Genomic DNA, 14,810 nt, shown 5'->3' with positions numbered 1-14,810 from the left:
GCCTAATAGTTATCATTTTATTAATATATAATAAATGTAATTGTTTACAATCACCGCTATACTATTTCAATAGTTACTTTTACACGCAGGAATATCATGTCTGACATCAAACACGCCAAAGTCCTCATTCTCGGTTCCGGACCTGCCGGGTACACAGCAGCCGTTTACGCTGCGCGCGCCAATCTGAATCCTGTGCTGATCACCGGCATGGCGCAAGGCGGGCAATTGATGACCACCACCGAGGTGGATAACTGGCCAGCTGATGCACAAGGCGTTCAAGGCCCTGATCTCATGCAACGGTTTCAGGCACATGCCGAGCGTTTTAACACCGAACTGATTTTTGATCAGATAGAAAAGGTCGACTTGTCAAAGCGCCCCTTCACGTTATTCGGCGATGGCGGTAAGACCTACACTTGCGACGCCTTGATTCTGGCCACTGGCGCTTCTGCCAAGTATCTTGGCTTGCCATCAGAAGAAGCTTTCATGGGGCGCGGTGTATCTGGCTGTGCCACCTGTGATGGTTTTTTCTACCGCGACCAGGACGTGGTGGTTGTCGGTGGCGGTAACACCGCGGTTGAAGAAGCGTTATATCTCTCAAATATCTGCAAAACCGTCACGGTTGTACACCGTCGCGACAAATTCCGAGCTGAGCCCATCATGATCGACAAGCTCATGGACAAGGCACAAAACGGCAACGTTAAATTGGCGCTTTATCGTGAGCTTGATGAGGTCCTGGGCGATGACACTGGCGTCACGGGTGTGCGCTTGCGTAGCACCAACGGACAAGCGCCGATCGATGTCGCAGTGACGGGCGTATTCATTGCGATTGGCCATAGTCCCAACACCGGTATCTTCGAAGGCCAAATCGAAATGGAAAACGGCTATATCGTTACTCGCAGCGGCTTAAAGGGCCTGGCAACCATGACATCAGTACCAGGCGTCTTTGCGGCAGGTGACGTACAAGACCATGTCTACCGCCAGGCCATTACCAGTGCTGGCACAGGCTGCATGGCAGCACTTGACGCTCAACGCTGGCTGGAAAATGAGTCGGCCTGACAAGCCAGCAGCGCTGTCTGAAGCGCAGGCCAAACTACTGGCGCAAGCCTACCGCCAAGTCATACCTCTGAAGGGTCACACGCGAGTGACCCATCAACCTGCAAGCTCAACTACCCGCGTATCGCAACAAGTGCTCGCGCGCCGTCTGCGCGCCACCACCGGATCCTCGACAAACGCCAAGCTCTCGGATGGTGACCCATACTCGCTTGAAGAAGCACCGGAAACATTCAGAGTCTCGGGCGTCTCTGGCGAAGCGCTGCGGCGTCTTCGACGTGAGGCCAGCAAGATTCGGGAATCACTTGATTTGCATGGGCTCTCGCGCGACCAAGCGCGCGTGGCGATGCATCATTTTGTGCAGACCGCTGCAGGTCGGGGCATTACCCGCGTGCGTATCGTGCATGGTCAAGGCTATGGCTCTGAGGGTGGCACATCGGTGTTGCGCTATCTTGCGCGCCATTGGCTTACTCAGATGCCTGAGGTTTTAGGTTTTGTGACGCCCCCACCTGCCGATGGTGGCAAAGGTGCGGTGCTTGCGCTACTACGGTCTTCGCATGCGCGCCACGAAAGCTTTCGCTAGTTCGCCAGGCTTAGGCGTAATCAACGACACCAACACCATGACCAGCAACGCGGCCGGTGCTCCAAACACACCCGCAGCACTTGGTTGTATACCCCACCAAAGCTCGATGGGCTCTGCCCGAGAAACACCAAACACCAACTCACGAAGCCAAGGCTGGGTCGATGCCATGTAATAGCCTGTGACCAACAAACCTGTCAACATGCCCCATGAGGCGCCTAAACTGGTGGTGCGCCACCAAAAAATGCCCAACACCAGCGCCGGAAAAAAAGACGCAGCCGCAAAGGAGAATGCAGCAGTCACCATGAAGATAATGTCACCCGGGGTCCGGGTAGCGACCCAGGCGGCCGCAAAAGCGACGAATAGCAAATACACCTTGGACATGATGACTTGCCGATGACTTTTCATGTCGGGTGACATCACCCGAAAGCTCATGTCATGAGACAGGGCATTTGACAAGGTCAATAACAGGCCATCGGCTGTTGACAGTGCCGCGGCCATGGCACCGGCAGCAATCAAACCTGACATCACGTATGGCAGCCCTCCTATTTCCGGGCCCGCGAGCACCACCATGTCGGATGCCAGATGAAGCTCCGCCAATTGCACAATGCCATCGCCATTGATGTCTCTTAGATCCACCAAGGATCGATCAAGCGCCGACCAGACGCTGATCCATTCAGGCAATTCAGCAAATGACATACCCACCACTTGCTGATAGATTTCATTTTTAACGAGTACGGCCAGGGCTGGCGCCATCAAGTACAGCGCGAGAATGAAAAATAATGACCAGAACACCGAGCGTCGGGCCGCACTCACCGACGGTGTCGTCAGTGAGCGCATCAGGATATGTGGCAAGCCCGCAGTGCCGAGCATCAGACAGACAAGCAGCGCCAGAAAGTTATTCTGTGCATCCGACCAAGAGGCACCCTGCGAACCGTTAAAGGGCGACAAAAAAGGCTCCGGCGCCTGTGCCCGGGCTCGATACTCATCACGTTCAGCCGCCCAACGCTCGCGCGCTGCTTGCTCTGATTCCGGATACTTGGCCAGTTCACGTTCAAGCTGTCGGACCTCCAGCATGGAGGCGTCTGACTCGCGCGCACGCAACAGCTTGGTGCGCAAAGCGTCTTTTTCTGTTTGCCAGGACAGTGGCAAAGCATCGATATGGATTTGCTTTAAATCGCTTTGCGATTGCCAGTATTGACGTAGTTGGGCCTCGGCAGGATCTTGCTCGATTTGTTTCTCACGCTCAGCGACCTGGGCGAGCACCTGACCGGCGCCTAACTGCGGCAGTATTCGGTCGGTCTGATTCATCGACAACCAGATAACGGGTAGCAAATAGGCAATCACCAAAATGATGTATTGCCCAACCTGCGTCCAAGTGACTGCCCGCATTCCCCCTAAAAACGAGCAGACCAGCATGCTGCCCAAGGCAATAAAGACGCCAAGTTCAAACGACAGCCCCGTCAACCGTGTGGTGATCAGACCGACGCCGTAGATCTGGGCCACAAGATAACTAAACGAACACGCCAGGGTGCAAACCACGGCTACCAATCGGGTGGTGTGTCCTCCAAACCGTGCCCCCAAGAAATCGGGAATGGTGTAACAGCCGAAACGACGCAAGTAAGGCGCAATCAGCAGCACCAGCAAGACGTAGCCGCCGGTCCAACCGAGGATGAAAGCCAGCCCGTTAAACCCAATCAGATAGAGCGTGCCGGCCACGCCAAGAAATGACGCGACCGACATCCAGTCAGCTGCAGTGGCCATGCCGTTAAAGACTGCGGGCACGCGCCTGCCCGCAACGTAATACTCCACGGGATCCGATGTCCGACAAAAAATCCCGATGGCTGCGTACATCACCACTGTTGAGAACAGAAAAATGTAGCCAATCCACTCACGGGCAATGCCAAACACCTCGAGTGCCGCCAACGCGCCGATCAGTAAACAGAAACCGAGCGCATAGTAAGCGTAGCGTTTGCCCAAGGTGATTTGCCATGCCCGGCCCGTTAGTGGCGCGCCTTCACTCATCGGTTGTCCTCTCTGAGACATATTCGGCCTGCTTATCGCGCTCGGCACGGTCCATGACCAGACTGAATACCCCGATGATGATCAGGTAAACCAACGGGACCACAAAAGCGGCCAAGGCAAACACAAAGGGCCAACCCAATACCGAACCGGTAATGCCAAGCTGTGCCAACGCCAGTGGGACCAGCGTTGCCACCAGCCAAGCCATCAGACAAATGAGCACCAGCCACCGACAAAACCGCCAGTAGCTCGACTTGCCCTCTTGCATGAACCGGTCTGCCATGCGGATTCCTCACCACTAAACAGGACTTTTGCGGCCTGACTGATTGCTGAATCACTTAACAAAACGGCCGACACATTGTGCCGGCCGTGATGCGTTTCTGGTTTTTTTGGTTAGTGCTGTCGGATTTACGAACCAGTGCTGCCAGTCCCACCTTGCAGGAATTGTCTCCCCACCTGCATAGTTACAATTTTGCACTAACACTAAGCGGTGCACATCGGGGAATGCCCTAAGTTAGCGCACCTGACTCTATTTCCAGCTACATATTGTCGATCATGACTTGCCCAAAGCCGGAACATGAGACTTGCGTCGCACCCTCGAGCAAGCGAGCAAAGTCATAGGTCACTTTCTTGGACAGGATCGATTTCTCCATACTGCTGATGATGAGGTCAGCGGCCTCAACCCAACCCATGTGACGCAACATCATCTCTGCAGACAGGATTTCCGAACCGGGATTCACATAGTCTTTGCCGGCATACTTGGGCGCCGTGCCGTGGGTGGCTTCAAACATGGCGACCGAATCTGACAGGTTTGCACCTGGGGCAATACCAATCCCACCGACCTGGGCAGCTAGTGCGTCTGACACATAGTCACCGTTCAGGTTCAAGGTGGCAATCACATCGTATTCGGCTGGACGCAACAGGATCTGCTGTAAAAATGCATCAGCAATGCTGTCCTTGACGATGATTTCACGCCCCGTTTTGGGGTTCTTGAATTTGCACCATGGGCCGCCATCGATCAACTCGGCGCCAAACTCTTTTTGGGCCAGCTCGTAACCCCAGTCACGGAAACCGCCCTCAGTGAACTTCATGATATTGCCCTTGTGAACCAGCGTCACAGAGCTGCGATCATTGTCAATGGCGTACTGCATGGCCTTGCGCACCAGTCGCTCGGTCCCCTCACGGGACACGGGCTTGACACCGATACCTGAGGTGTTGGGGAAACGGATTTTATTGACACCGAGCTTGGATTGCAGAAAGTCGATCAACGCCTTGGCCTGCTCGGATTCAGCTGCAAACTCGATACCGGCGTAGATGTCTTCCGAGTTCTCGCGAAAGATCACCATGTTGGTCTTTTCTGGCTCGCGCAAAGGCGAAGGCACACCCTTGAAATAGCGAACCGGACGCAAACAAACATAGAGGTCAAGCTGTTGGCGCAGCGCCACGTTCAACGAACGAATGCCACCGCCAACTGGTGTGGTCAAAGGACCTTTGATCGACACCACATAGTCTCGAACTGCGTCAAGCGTCTCATCAGGCAACCAGACATCCGGGCCGTAAACCTGGGTTGATTTTTCACCCGCATATACTTCCATCCAGTGGATTTTGCGCTTGCCACCGTACGCCTTGGCAACGGCTGCATCGACAACCTTAAGCATCACTGGCGTGATGTCCATGCCCGTGCCATCACCCTCAATGTAGGGGATAATCGGCTCATCAGGAACATTCAGTGAAAAATCCGCATTAACTGTAATTTTTTGGCCGGCGCTAGGCACTTTGATATGCTGGTATGACATGAACACTCCGCAAAATCGGGGTTAGAGAAACCCCTAGTTTAACTCGCATACCGACCCAGGAAACACCAATGTTTAACCCCAGTCGAGATGAGGTACGCACTTTTTTGATTCAAGCCTGGCAAAAGCGCCAGGGCAATGGTGTGCTCACACCACTTGAGACCATGGCCGCTGACCTGATTGAGCGGCACCCGGAATATGTCGACGAGCTGCAGGATCCCGAGGCACTGGAAAAAGATTACTCAGTCGAACAAGGCCGCACTAACCCGTTTCTGCATCTATCCATGCACTTGGCGATCGCCGAGCAGATATCCATCGATCAGCCACCGGGTATCCGAGCCGCTCACGCCAAGCTCGCCGCCAGACTCGGTGAGCATGACGCCGTGCACGAAATCATGGAGTGCCTAGGGCAAGTGATCTGGGAGGCTCAAAGGCTGGGTCAGCCATTGAATAACGAGACCTACATTGACTTGATCGAGCGCCGCGCAACAAAAACCGGCCGCAAGTGAGAACTTGGGCCGGCGTCCAGTACAGCACCATCAAATATCAGAGGGACTGCTTTAAAAACCTATTTTTTCACCGACAGGGGTGATGGCAAGGAGGCCAGCCAGGCCGAGACGTTTTGGATGTCTTGCTTGGACAACTGAGTGGCGAACGCCGCCATGATGGCGTTGTTGCGCACGTTGGCCGAGGCCGGTAGACCCCGCGCACCGCGCTGATAGGCAGTCAATGCATGCTCAAGATAGTCTGCATGCTGGCCAGCTAGGGTTGGATAGCTCGGATCAACACCTTTGACCGCATCGGCACCATGACAGGATGCACAGTTCAGACGCTCCCACACCGCCTGCCCTTCTTGCAAATTGGCAGCCTGCGCACCTACTGCGAACAGGCTACCGGCCAAAGCGAGTGCACTTGTGGCGATGGCTTTCTTGTCCAGTTTCATATCGAGTTTCATATCCATTCCTGTTCCTGTCCGGTCTTATTTCAAGTTGGCGTAGTAAGCCGCCAGATCAGCCATGTCCTGCTCGGAAAGGCTAGCCGAAATCGCATTCATGGTCGGATGACTGCGCTCGCCGTTGGCGTACGCACGAAGTGCCACAATGATGTACTGTTCCTGTTGACCGGCGATCATGGGTACAGCGTAGACCTCGGGGAAACTAGCCTTGTATCCAGGGATGCCATGGCAACCGATACACATGGAGATTTTCTGGCGACCGGCCTCGATGTCGCCCTTGACGGGCTCAGCTGCCAGGGCAACGCCCGACGCACCCAGCGCAACCATACAGGCGGCGCCGACAACTGAGCGGCGAAAAACTCGGGATACAACTTGAAGTGACAGATTCATGCGTGCACTCTTTAGTTTTGTGAAACGATGTGATTCGAAAGCGCAAAGCTTTCGACCCAGAAAAGTTACCGGATTGTACGATAATTGTTGATCCAGATATAGGCAGAACAACCACTTTTGTTGTAGGAAAGCCCCCAATGACTTCTGTAACGAGCACCAGCCAAGAGCCATCACGTTTTGAAGGCACCGACCGATACGTTGCTACTGATGACCTAAAACTCGCCGTCAACGCCGCACTGACCCTACAACGGCCTTTGCTGATCAAGGGAGAGCCGGGCACCGGCAAGACCATGCTCGCCGAAGAAGTGGCTGCAGCACTAGGGCGCCCATTGTTGCAGTGGCACATCAAGTCCACCACCAAAGCACATCAGGGTTTATACGAATACGATGCTGTCTCGCGGCTGCGTGATTCGCAACTTGGTGACGAAAAAGTCAAAGACATTGCCAACTACATCGTCAAAGGGGTGCTGTGGCAGTCATTTGTGTCGGATGAACCCACGGTGCTCTTGATTGACGAAATCGACAAAGCAGATATCGAGTTCCCCAACGATCTGTTGCGCGAGCTTGACCAGATGGAGTTTCACGTCTACGAGACGCACGAGACGATCAAGGCCAAGCACCGACCATTGGTAATCATCACATCAAATAATGAGAAAGACTTGCCCGATGCGTTCTTGCGTCGCTGCTTTTTTCACTACATCAGGTTTCCAGATCGCGACACCTTGAAATCCATCGTTGCGGTTCACTATCCAAATCTGCACGCCGATGTCTTGCGTGCTGCGCTCGATGCTTTTTTTGCGCTACGCGATGCACCAGGCCTTAAGAAAAAGCCCTCCACCTCCGAGTTTCTCGATTGGTTGCGCCTGTTGATCTCCGAAGACATCAGTGCCGACCAAATCGATGCTCACAACGCAACTTCCGTGCCAATTCTGGCGGGTGCCTTGCTTAAAAACGAGCAAGACGTGCAACTGCTCGAACGTCTGGCGGCGGTCACACGCAGCACCACTCGCAGACAACCATGACGTCTTTTACCCGAGCCCCCTCACCCTGCACCCTGGAGCACGGCATGGTTCGGCTCGAACCACTCACGCTCGAGCATGCAGCTGCGCTCGAATTGGCAGCCGCCGACGGTGAGCTGTGGCGCTTGCGTGTGACATCGGTTCCTGAGCCGGGCGCTGCAACAGGCTACATCCGCACGGCACTGAACGGGCTAGCAGCTGGCCATATGCTCCCTTTTGCTGTGCGTGACCTGAGCACTGACCAGATCGTGGGCAGCACACGCTATCACGACATCATTGCTGATGTGGGCAGGCTGGAGATTGGTTACACGTGGTATGCCAAGCGCTATCAGCGCACTGGTTTGAACACCACCTGCAAGCTCATGCTCATGAGCCACGCTTTCGAAGCACTAGGCGCCAATACCGTAGGCTGGCGCACTGACAATTTCAACTGGGCTTCGCAACGTGCCATCGAGCGCTTGGGCGCCAAGCGCGATGGCGTAATCCGCGGCCATGCGCTCAGACGCGACGGCACCGTGCGCGACACGGTCATGTATAGCGTTACCGCTGGCGAGTGGCCTGAAATCAAAGCTCACCTTACTGACCTCCTAAATCGCCATGCTGGTTGACTTCTTCTATCACCTGCGCTCGCACGAGCTCAAAGTCAGTGTCAAGGAATATCTGACACTGCTCGATGCGCTGAGTAATCCGCTAATGGCACCAAGCCTGGAGGATTTTTACTACCTCGCCAGAACCACCCTGATTAAGGATGAGTCGCTGTTTGACCGGTTCGATCGTGCTTTCGGTACCTACTATCGAAGCCTGCAAGCCAAGCTGCCAAGCAAAGAGATTCCGCTGGATTGGCTGGTCAAGGAGTTTGAGCGGCGCCTGACGCCTGAGCAAAAAGCTGAACTTGAAAAGCACGGCTGGGACAAACTCATGGACATGTTCCAGGAACGACTCAACGAGCAGCAAGAGCGGCACGCTGGTGGCAACCGCTGGATTGGCACGGGCGGTACCTCGCCGTTTGGCAACGGGGGCTACCACCCCGAAGGAATCCGGGTCGGTGGCAAATCGGCGGGCAACCGCACTGCCGTCAAGGTCTGGGACGAGCGTCAGTTCCGTGACTACGACGACCAAATTGAACTCGGCATCCGAAACTTTAAGGTAGCACTTCGCCGCCTGCGTCGTTTCGCGCGCGAGGGTGCAGACCTTGAACTTGACCTGCCCGACACGATACGCAGCACCGCCAGAAATGCCGGACATCTGGATTTAAAGCTGATCCCCGAGCGTCACAACAGCGTCAAAGTGCTGATGCTGCTTGATGTCGGTGGCAGCATGGATGACCACATTGGGCGCGTCGAGGAGTTGTTTTCTGCTGCGCGCAGCGAATTCAGAAACCTCGAGGTGTACTACTTCCATAATTGTCCCTACGAGCACCTGTGGCAATCGAATCGACGACGCCAAATGGAACGGTTTGATACTTGGGACATTCTGAGAAAATTCAATGCCGACTGGCGGCTAATCTTCGTGGGCGATGCGTCCATGAGCCCCTACGAAATCCTGCAACCTGGTGGCTCGGTCGAGCACTACAACAAAGAGCCCGGGGCTCAATGGCTGCAGCGCATGGTGAGCACTTGGCCCAAGGCCGTCTGGCTCAACCCCGAACCCCAAGCCTCATGGCCATACCGTCAGTCAATAGCGATCATTCGCAATATCTTGCAAGAGCGCATGTTTCCGGTCACGGTCGCCGGCTTGGAGCAAGCCATGCGACTGCTTTCAAAGTAACCGTCCGGTATCACCGCGCGCAAACACCGATTGCGCCAAGTTAAGGGCACGGCTATGGTTGCGGTTCATAATCTCACAAACAGTAGGCCCAACCAGGTTCTGCTGCACGATTGTGGCTAACAACAGATTGTGCAGATTTGGAACCTTCTAGGCGCATCGCTATCCAACAAACCAGAAACCCCTTTTTGCCCTGAACAAAACTAGGTTGCATATGACACGCTTGAAAACGATTTCTAACTGGGTCGTGACCCTGACTCTGACGGTTCTGTTCCTGCCTGCCCAGGCATTGACCTTGCCAGCCGGTGTAGAAAAAGTCACAGAAGTCGAAGGGATTTCGGAATACCGCCTTCAAAGCAATGGTTTCCGGTTTTTGCTGGCGCCAGACAATGCCAAGCCTTCGGTGACAGTCAACATGACCTATCTGGTTGGCTCCCGACACGAGAATTACGGTCAAACCGGTATGGCTCACCTGCTCGAGCACATGATTTTCAAGGGCACACCGACTACTCGCAATGCCTTAGCCGAGTTCTCCAAACGTGGACTCAGAGCCAACGGCACCACCTCAGAGGATCGGACCAACTACTTCGCGACCTTCGCTGCCAACCCAGAGACGCTCGACTGGTACATTCGTTGGCAGGCTGACGCGATGATCAACTCCATTATCGCCCGTGAAGATCTCGATTCTGAAATGACCGTGGTCAGAAACGAGATGGAGCGCGGCGAGAACAGCCCCTTCCGCATGCTCTACCAAAAAACCCACGCCACAGCCTTCGAATGGCATAACTATGGCAAGAGCGTTATTGGTGCACGCTCTGACGTCGAAGGGGTTGATATTGACCAACTTAGAGACTTTTATCGCCTGTACTACCAACCCGATAATGCTGTTTTGATGGTAGCCGGCAAATTTGATGAGCAACAAGTCATCGATACCGTCGCAGGCGCGTTTGGGCCCATTCCCAAGCCTAGTCGTGTACTGCCGCGCGAATACACCGTCGAACCGGTTCAAGACGGTGAGCGTCGTATCACCTTGCGCCGCGCTGGCGGTACGCCCTTAGCGGCCGCCGTCTATCGCATCCCGTCAGCCGGTCATCCAGATTACCCGGCACTTGAACTAGCCACCATGATGGTGAGCGATACCCCTTCTGGTCGACTGTACAAGGCACTGGTACCGACCGAACTTGCCAGCGATGTGTTTGGGTTTGCTCGTGACATGTATGGCCCAGGTACGGTTATGTTCGGTGCCCAGTTAAAGCCAGGGATGGATCCCGAGAAGGCGTTGTCGACCATGACCAGCACGCTTGAAACGTTGCAAACAGTCCCCTTCACTGAAGAAGAGCTCAACCGTGCCCGCAGTCAATGGATGAACAGCTGGGATGAGCTCTACAGCAATGTTCAGCGAGTGGGGGTGGCCATCTCGGAGCCCATTTCGCAGGGCGACTGGCGCTTGATGTTCAAGAACCGTGATCGCATCAGAGAAGTCAAGCTCGAAGACGTGCAACGCGTGGTTGATCAATACTTCGTGGCGGCCAACCGCACCGAGGGGCTCTACATCCCGACCGACAGTCCGGTTCGTGCACCCGTTAAGGATCGGTTTGACATCGAGCCCTTGTTAGAGGGTTACGTCGGTGACATTCAGGCTGAGCTCGTTGACGCCTTCGATGCCACCCCTGCCAATATCGACAAACTGACTGATCGCCGTTTGCTGAATTTACCGAGTGGGCCCGTCAAGATGGCGCTGCTTAACAAGCCAACTCGTGGCCAACGCGTACAGGCCAACATTCTGTTGCGTTTCGGTGACCTTCTAACCTTGAAAGGCAAGGCAACGGTATCGAGTGTGACTGCCGGTATGCTGGACTATGGCACCGAAGCCATGACGCGCCAGCAAATTCGCGATCGTCTTCAGGAACTCAATGCCGAACTGAGTATCGGTGGCAATGACACAGACGTGTCTGTCAACATCTCAACCACCGGCGCCAACCTGCCGGCTGTGATCGACCTGGCTTTGCACATCATCAAGCACGCCAACTTCCCGGAAAAAGAGTTAAACGAATACATCACTCAGACCATCACCAGCATCAAAGCCTCGATGGCTGAACCCGGTGCATTGGCCTCGCGAGCCTTGGCTCGCTACGAAAGCCCGTGGCCAAAAGATGATGTGCGCTACGTACCCACCTTCGAAGAAGCGATTGCCGAGTTCGAGGCCATTAGGCGCAGTGACTTGGTAGCCTTTCATAACACCTTCTATGGCGGGGGCAACATCACGGTGGCGGTGGTTGGCGCATTCGACCCTGATGCCGTCATCCAAACCGTTACGACATCACTGAAAGATTGGCGTCGGGCACCAACGTTTGAGCGCATCCCCTACCCTTACGTTGATGTCAAGCCCACCATGATGCGCATTGATACACCAGACAAAGCCAACGCAGTCTATTTGGCCAGACTATCCATGCCTTTGCAGGACACTGATCCGGACTATGCGGCACTAGTGATGGGTAACTATCTGCTTGGTGCATCGTCAAACTCGCGTCTGTGGATGCGCATTCGGGAAACGGATGGACTGTCTTACGACGTCAGAAGCATGTTGTCTGTGTCTTCGTTTGAGCCGAGTGCAGACTGGACTTTCTCCGGCATCTTCGCACCTCAGAGTTGGGATCGATTTGAAGCAGCGCTGAACGAAGAGCTGACCCGGGCGTTAACCGAAGGATTTACGGACGCCGAAGTCAATGAGGGCGTACAGTCGCTTATCAATCTGCGCGAACTGAACCGGGCGCAAGACAGCATCCTGGCCCGAAGCTGGATCAATTATCTGGATGAGAATCGTACCTTTGCGTGGTCGGCGCAGTTCGATGAAAAACTCCGGGCACTTGATGCAGCAACAGTCAACGCAGCACTGCGCAAGTATTTGAAACCCGATGCACTGGTTCAAGCGTTAGCAGGCGACTTTGACCAGCAACCCAAACCAGGCCAATAAGCTCAGCCCGCTTCCTTGATTAAGTAATCATCGCCCCGCAGGCTCAAGCCAATCGGCTTGAGCCCTTTTTTTACCTTTTCTTGTTGAGCATCAAGGCGCATTGGCTCATATATAACAGTCGCAATCAGGATCAGAACAGCGGTATAACAATAGAAACCTTTTGAGACTTCACCATGACAAAAAGCGATAACAGCCCCATTCACGCCAGTACCCTGTTGAACCGAACTGGCCAGGGTCGGCACTTCCTGCAAATCCCAGGCCCAAGCAACACGCCAGATCGGGTACTGCGGGCCATCGACTTCCCAACCATTGACCATCGAGGGCCAGAGTTTGCAAATCTGGGACTACGCATACTGCAGGCCATCAAGCCCGTATTTGGCACCACCAACCCGGTGATCATTTATCCTGGCTCAGGCACGGGCGCTTGGGAAGCAGCCATGGTCAACACCTTGTCGCCTGGCGACAGAGTGCTCATGGTCGAGACGGGACAGTTCGCTACTCAGTGGAAAAATCTCGCACAAAAGCTCCAGCTGCAGCCTGAGTTCATATCGGGGGACTGGCGCACGGGCGTGAATCCTGCGGACATCCACGCTAGACTGGCCGCAGATCCGGAACGCGAGATCAAGGCAGTGTGCGTTGTGCATAACGAGACATCGACTGGCGTGACCTCTGACATTGCCAGTGTCAGAGCTGCCATGGATGCAGCCAAACACCCGGCACTGCTCATGGTGGACACCATCTCCGGCATTGGCAGCATTGCTTACGCACATGATCAGTGGGGGGTTGATGTCACCATCGCCGGCTCACAAAAGGGCCTGATGTTGCCGCCAGGTCTCGGATTTAACGCCATCAGCGACAAGGCCATTGAAGCCAGCAAACACGCCAAGCTACCAAACGCTTACTGGCGCTGGGACGAGATAATTGCGGCCAATCGCAATGGGTATTGGCCGACCACGCCAGCCACCAACCTACTTTACGGTTTGGCCGAAGCGCTTGATATGCTGCATGAGGAGGGGCTGCATAACGTATTTGAACGTCATCAACGTCACGCCCAGGCCACCAGGCTTGCCGTGCAGGCTTGGGGACTCGAGATACTGTGCACCAACCCTGACCAGTACAGCCCGGTGTTAACGGCCGTGGTCATGCCCAAACGAGCAGATGGCACCTACTACGATGCCGATGCTTTCAGAAAACTCGTTCTAGGGCGCTACAACATGTCCCTGGGCACCGGACTAAACAAACTCCAAGGCTGGGTATTCAGAATCGGCCACCTTGGGCACTTCAATGACCTGATGCTGATCGGCACCTTAGGTGGTGTGGAAATGGGGTTGGCCGCTGCAGGCGTCCCCCATCAACGGGGCGGCGTACAAGCCGCGATCGATTACTTAGCCAAATCCTGATAGACAACGATTCGCATCGTTAATCTGCTGGCTTTTTTAATCCGCAGCTGCAAGCAATTGCAAGCATTTAGTTGACCATACCTTTATAAGTCAAGGACTGTCCGGCCGTACCAAGGGCAAAACCAACCGCCACAAAGGAAATCTAATGCTAACTCTGAGACACTGTGTATTGTTTGCCGGCCTCGCGGCTGCTAGCTCCGTTGCAGCCCAACCATCAAAATTTCAAGGTGCATTTGGCCAAATTGGTATTGGCTATGAATCTGTATCACCCACCCACGACAGCAGCACCTTGAGCGTAAACAACGTGTCAATCCCTGTCTCCACCACGTCAAACAGTACGAGCAATGCCACGGGCACCATTTCGATTGGCTGGTATCAAAGTATCAACGATCGTTTTTTACTGGGTCTGGGTGTTGAATATTCACCATTTGCTGGTTCAAGCGGCGACATGTACGTCACGACAGCACGTGCATTGCCCGGTCAAAACAACGTCACCAACGACTACAAGTACCAGAAAAAAGATTCGTACAACATCTTTTTATCTCCGGCGGTCGCCGTGGGCACGGATGGCTTGGCCTACGCCAAAATCGGTTATACCGGAGCCAAAGTCACCAACTACAACTCTCTGACCTACAACTTCAAAGGGTACTCGCTAGGCTTAGGATACAAGCATATATTCCAAGGCGGATGGTACGGGTTTATTGAAGGCAACTACTTCAACTATGGCAACCAAACCGAAAGCGCAACCAACACAGTCGCACAAGGCCGCACGCTCACATCTTCAGGAACAAACGGGCTGACATCCTACAATATCCTGGTCGGTGTGGGTTACAAGTTCTAATCGGTGACTAATGAATCAACGG

General features: G+C 54.4%; 14 protein-coding genes. 9 read left to right on the top strand and 5 right to left on the bottom strand.

Going from position 1 to position 14,810, the window contains the following annotated elements:
- Positions 1-96 precede the first annotated feature (96 nt).
- Positions 97-1,056, top strand: a complete 960-nt coding sequence (trxB, locus tag DHf2319_RS05705; RefSeq protein WP_243479838.1) for a thioredoxin-disulfide reductase — start codon at positions 97-99, stop codon at positions 1,054-1,056.
- On the top strand, positions 1,043-1,633 hold the full coding sequence (locus DHf2319_RS05700; protein ID WP_243479837.1) for a Smr/MutS family protein: 591 nt from the start codon (positions 1,043-1,045) through the stop codon (positions 1,631-1,633). Before trxB ends, DHf2319_RS05700 begins: the two co-directional genes overlap by 14 nt.
- On the opposite strand, the gene DHf2319_RS05695 is transcribed toward DHf2319_RS05700, so the two are convergent.
- From DHf2319_RS05695 to icd, 3 genes are all read right to left on the bottom strand, one after another.
- Positions 1,595-3,655 carry a sodium:solute symporter family protein gene (locus DHf2319_RS05695; protein ID WP_243479836.1) on the bottom strand — a complete coding sequence of 687 codons (2,061 nt, stop codon included), beginning with the start codon at positions 3,653-3,655 and terminating at the stop codon, positions 1,595-1,597. The two genes, DHf2319_RS05700 and DHf2319_RS05695, sit on opposite strands and share 39 nt — an antisense overlap.
- The gene (locus DHf2319_RS05690) at positions 3,648-3,935 is read right to left on the bottom strand and encodes a DUF4212 domain-containing protein (RefSeq protein WP_243479835.1); all 288 of its coding nucleotides are present in this window, start codon (positions 3,933-3,935) and stop codon (positions 3,648-3,650) included. The genes DHf2319_RS05695 and DHf2319_RS05690 overlap by 8 nt, the downstream gene beginning before the upstream one ends.
- Positions 3,936-4,191: 256 nt before the next feature.
- Positions 4,192-5,448 carry an NADP-dependent isocitrate dehydrogenase gene (icd, locus tag DHf2319_RS05685; protein ID WP_243479834.1) on the bottom strand — a complete coding sequence of 419 codons (1,257 nt, stop codon included), beginning with the start codon at positions 5,446-5,448 and terminating at the stop codon, positions 4,192-4,194.
- A gap of 68 nt (positions 5,449-5,516) precedes the next feature.
- Here icd and DHf2319_RS05680 point away from each other — a divergent pair, with 68 nt between their 5' ends.
- Positions 5,517-5,954: a DUF1841 family protein gene (locus DHf2319_RS05680; RefSeq protein WP_243479833.1), complete on the top strand. Its 438-nt coding sequence runs from the start codon at positions 5,517-5,519 to the stop codon at positions 5,952-5,954.
- A 59-nt stretch (positions 5,955-6,013) separates the two neighbouring features.
- On the opposite strand, the gene DHf2319_RS05675 is transcribed toward DHf2319_RS05680, so the two are convergent.
- Both DHf2319_RS05675 and DHf2319_RS05670 read right to left on the bottom strand, forming a co-directional pair.
- Entirely contained in the window at positions 6,014-6,406 is a 393-nt protein-coding gene (locus DHf2319_RS05675; RefSeq protein WP_369810228.1) for a c-type cytochrome, read from the bottom strand.
- A gap of 18 nt (positions 6,407-6,424) precedes the next feature.
- The gene (locus DHf2319_RS05670) at positions 6,425-6,727 is read right to left on the bottom strand and encodes a c-type cytochrome (RefSeq protein ID WP_243480025.1); all 303 of its coding nucleotides are present in this window, start codon (positions 6,725-6,727) and stop codon (positions 6,425-6,427) included.
- 200 nt (positions 6,728-6,927) lie between these two features.
- On the opposite strand from DHf2319_RS05670, the gene DHf2319_RS05665 reads away from it, so the two are divergent.
- The 6 genes from DHf2319_RS05665 (at position 6,928) to DHf2319_RS05640 (ending at position 14,788) form a co-directional block, all read left to right on the top strand.
- Positions 6,928-7,812 (top strand): AAA family ATPase, encoded by an 885-nt coding sequence (locus DHf2319_RS05665; protein WP_243479832.1) that lies wholly within the window; start codon positions 6,928-6,930, stop codon positions 7,810-7,812.
- On the top strand, positions 7,809-8,417 hold the full coding sequence (locus DHf2319_RS05660; protein ID WP_243479831.1) for a GNAT family N-acetyltransferase: 609 nt from the start codon (positions 7,809-7,811) through the stop codon (positions 8,415-8,417). The genes DHf2319_RS05665 and DHf2319_RS05660 overlap by 4 nt, the downstream gene beginning before the upstream one ends.
- On the top strand, positions 8,407-9,576 hold the full coding sequence (locus DHf2319_RS05655; RefSeq protein WP_243479830.1) for a vWA domain-containing protein: 1,170 nt from the start codon (positions 8,407-8,409) through the stop codon (positions 9,574-9,576). Before DHf2319_RS05660 ends, DHf2319_RS05655 begins: the two co-directional genes overlap by 11 nt.
- 211 nt (positions 9,577-9,787) lie before the next feature.
- Positions 9,788-12,547 (top strand): M16 family metallopeptidase, encoded by a 2,760-nt coding sequence (locus DHf2319_RS05650; protein ID WP_243479829.1) that lies wholly within the window; start codon positions 9,788-9,790, stop codon positions 12,545-12,547.
- Positions 12,548-12,720: 173 nt separating this feature from the next.
- Positions 12,721-13,947: a pyridoxal-phosphate-dependent aminotransferase family protein gene (locus tag DHf2319_RS05645; protein ID WP_243479828.1), complete on the top strand. Its 1,227-nt coding sequence runs from the start codon at positions 12,721-12,723 to the stop codon at positions 13,945-13,947.
- 145 nt (positions 13,948-14,092) lie between these two features.
- A complete protein-coding gene (locus tag DHf2319_RS05640; protein ID WP_243479827.1) occupies positions 14,093-14,788 on the top strand; it encodes an outer membrane protein in 696 nt (231 codons plus the stop codon).
- Positions 14,789-14,810 lie beyond the last annotated feature (22 nt).

Source organism: Orrella daihaiensis (genome assembly GCF_022811525.1).
Taxonomy (GTDB): Bacteria; Pseudomonadota; Gammaproteobacteria; order Burkholderiales; family Burkholderiaceae_B; genus Algicoccus; species Algicoccus daihaiensis.
This window is presented reverse-complemented; position numbering and strand designations above follow the sequence as displayed.

What these genes read in the sequence shown, in the direction of transcription:
- DHf2319_RS05655 (WP_243479830.1), top strand. Translation starts at nt 8,407, where the DNA reads ATGCTGGTTGACTTCTTCTATCACCTGCGCTCGCACGAGCTCAAAGTC.
- DHf2319_RS05670 (WP_243480025.1), bottom strand. Translation starts at nt 6,727, where the DNA reads ATGGTTGCGCTGGGTGCGTCGGGCGTTGCCCTGGCAGCTGAGCCCGTC.
- DHf2319_RS05695 (WP_243479836.1), bottom strand. Translation starts at nt 3,655, where the DNA reads ATGAGTGAAGGCGCGCCACTAACGGGCCGGGCATGGCAAATCACCTTG.
- icd (WP_243479834.1), bottom strand. Translation starts at nt 5,448, where the DNA reads ATGTCATACCAGCATATCAAAGTGCCTAGCGCCGGCCAAAAAATTACA.
- DHf2319_RS05675 (WP_369810228.1), bottom strand. Translation starts at nt 6,406, where the DNA reads ATGGATATGAAACTCGATATGAAACTGGACAAGAAAGCCATCGCCACA.
- DHf2319_RS05650 (WP_243479829.1), top strand. Translation starts at nt 9,788, where the DNA reads ATGACACGCTTGAAAACGATTTCTAACTGGGTCGTGACCCTGACTCTG.
- DHf2319_RS05665 (WP_243479832.1), top strand. Translation starts at nt 6,928, where the DNA reads ATGACTTCTGTAACGAGCACCAGCCAAGAGCCATCACGTTTTGAAGGC.
- DHf2319_RS05700 (WP_243479837.1), top strand. Translation starts at nt 1,043, where the DNA reads ATGAGTCGGCCTGACAAGCCAGCAGCGCTGTCTGAAGCGCAGGCCAAA.
- trxB (WP_243479838.1), top strand. Translation starts at nt 97, where the DNA reads ATGTCTGACATCAAACACGCCAAAGTCCTCATTCTCGGTTCCGGACCT.
- DHf2319_RS05645 (WP_243479828.1), top strand. Translation starts at nt 12,721, where the DNA reads ATGACAAAAAGCGATAACAGCCCCATTCACGCCAGTACCCTGTTGAAC.
- DHf2319_RS05680 (WP_243479833.1), top strand. Translation starts at nt 5,517, where the DNA reads ATGTTTAACCCCAGTCGAGATGAGGTACGCACTTTTTTGATTCAAGCC.
- DHf2319_RS05690 (WP_243479835.1), bottom strand. Translation starts at nt 3,935, where the DNA reads ATGGCAGACCGGTTCATGCAAGAGGGCAAGTCGAGCTACTGGCGGTTT.
- DHf2319_RS05660 (WP_243479831.1), top strand. Translation starts at nt 7,809, where the DNA reads ATGACGTCTTTTACCCGAGCCCCCTCACCCTGCACCCTGGAGCACGGC.
- DHf2319_RS05640 (WP_243479827.1), top strand. Translation starts at nt 14,093, where the DNA reads ATGCTAACTCTGAGACACTGTGTATTGTTTGCCGGCCTCGCGGCTGCT.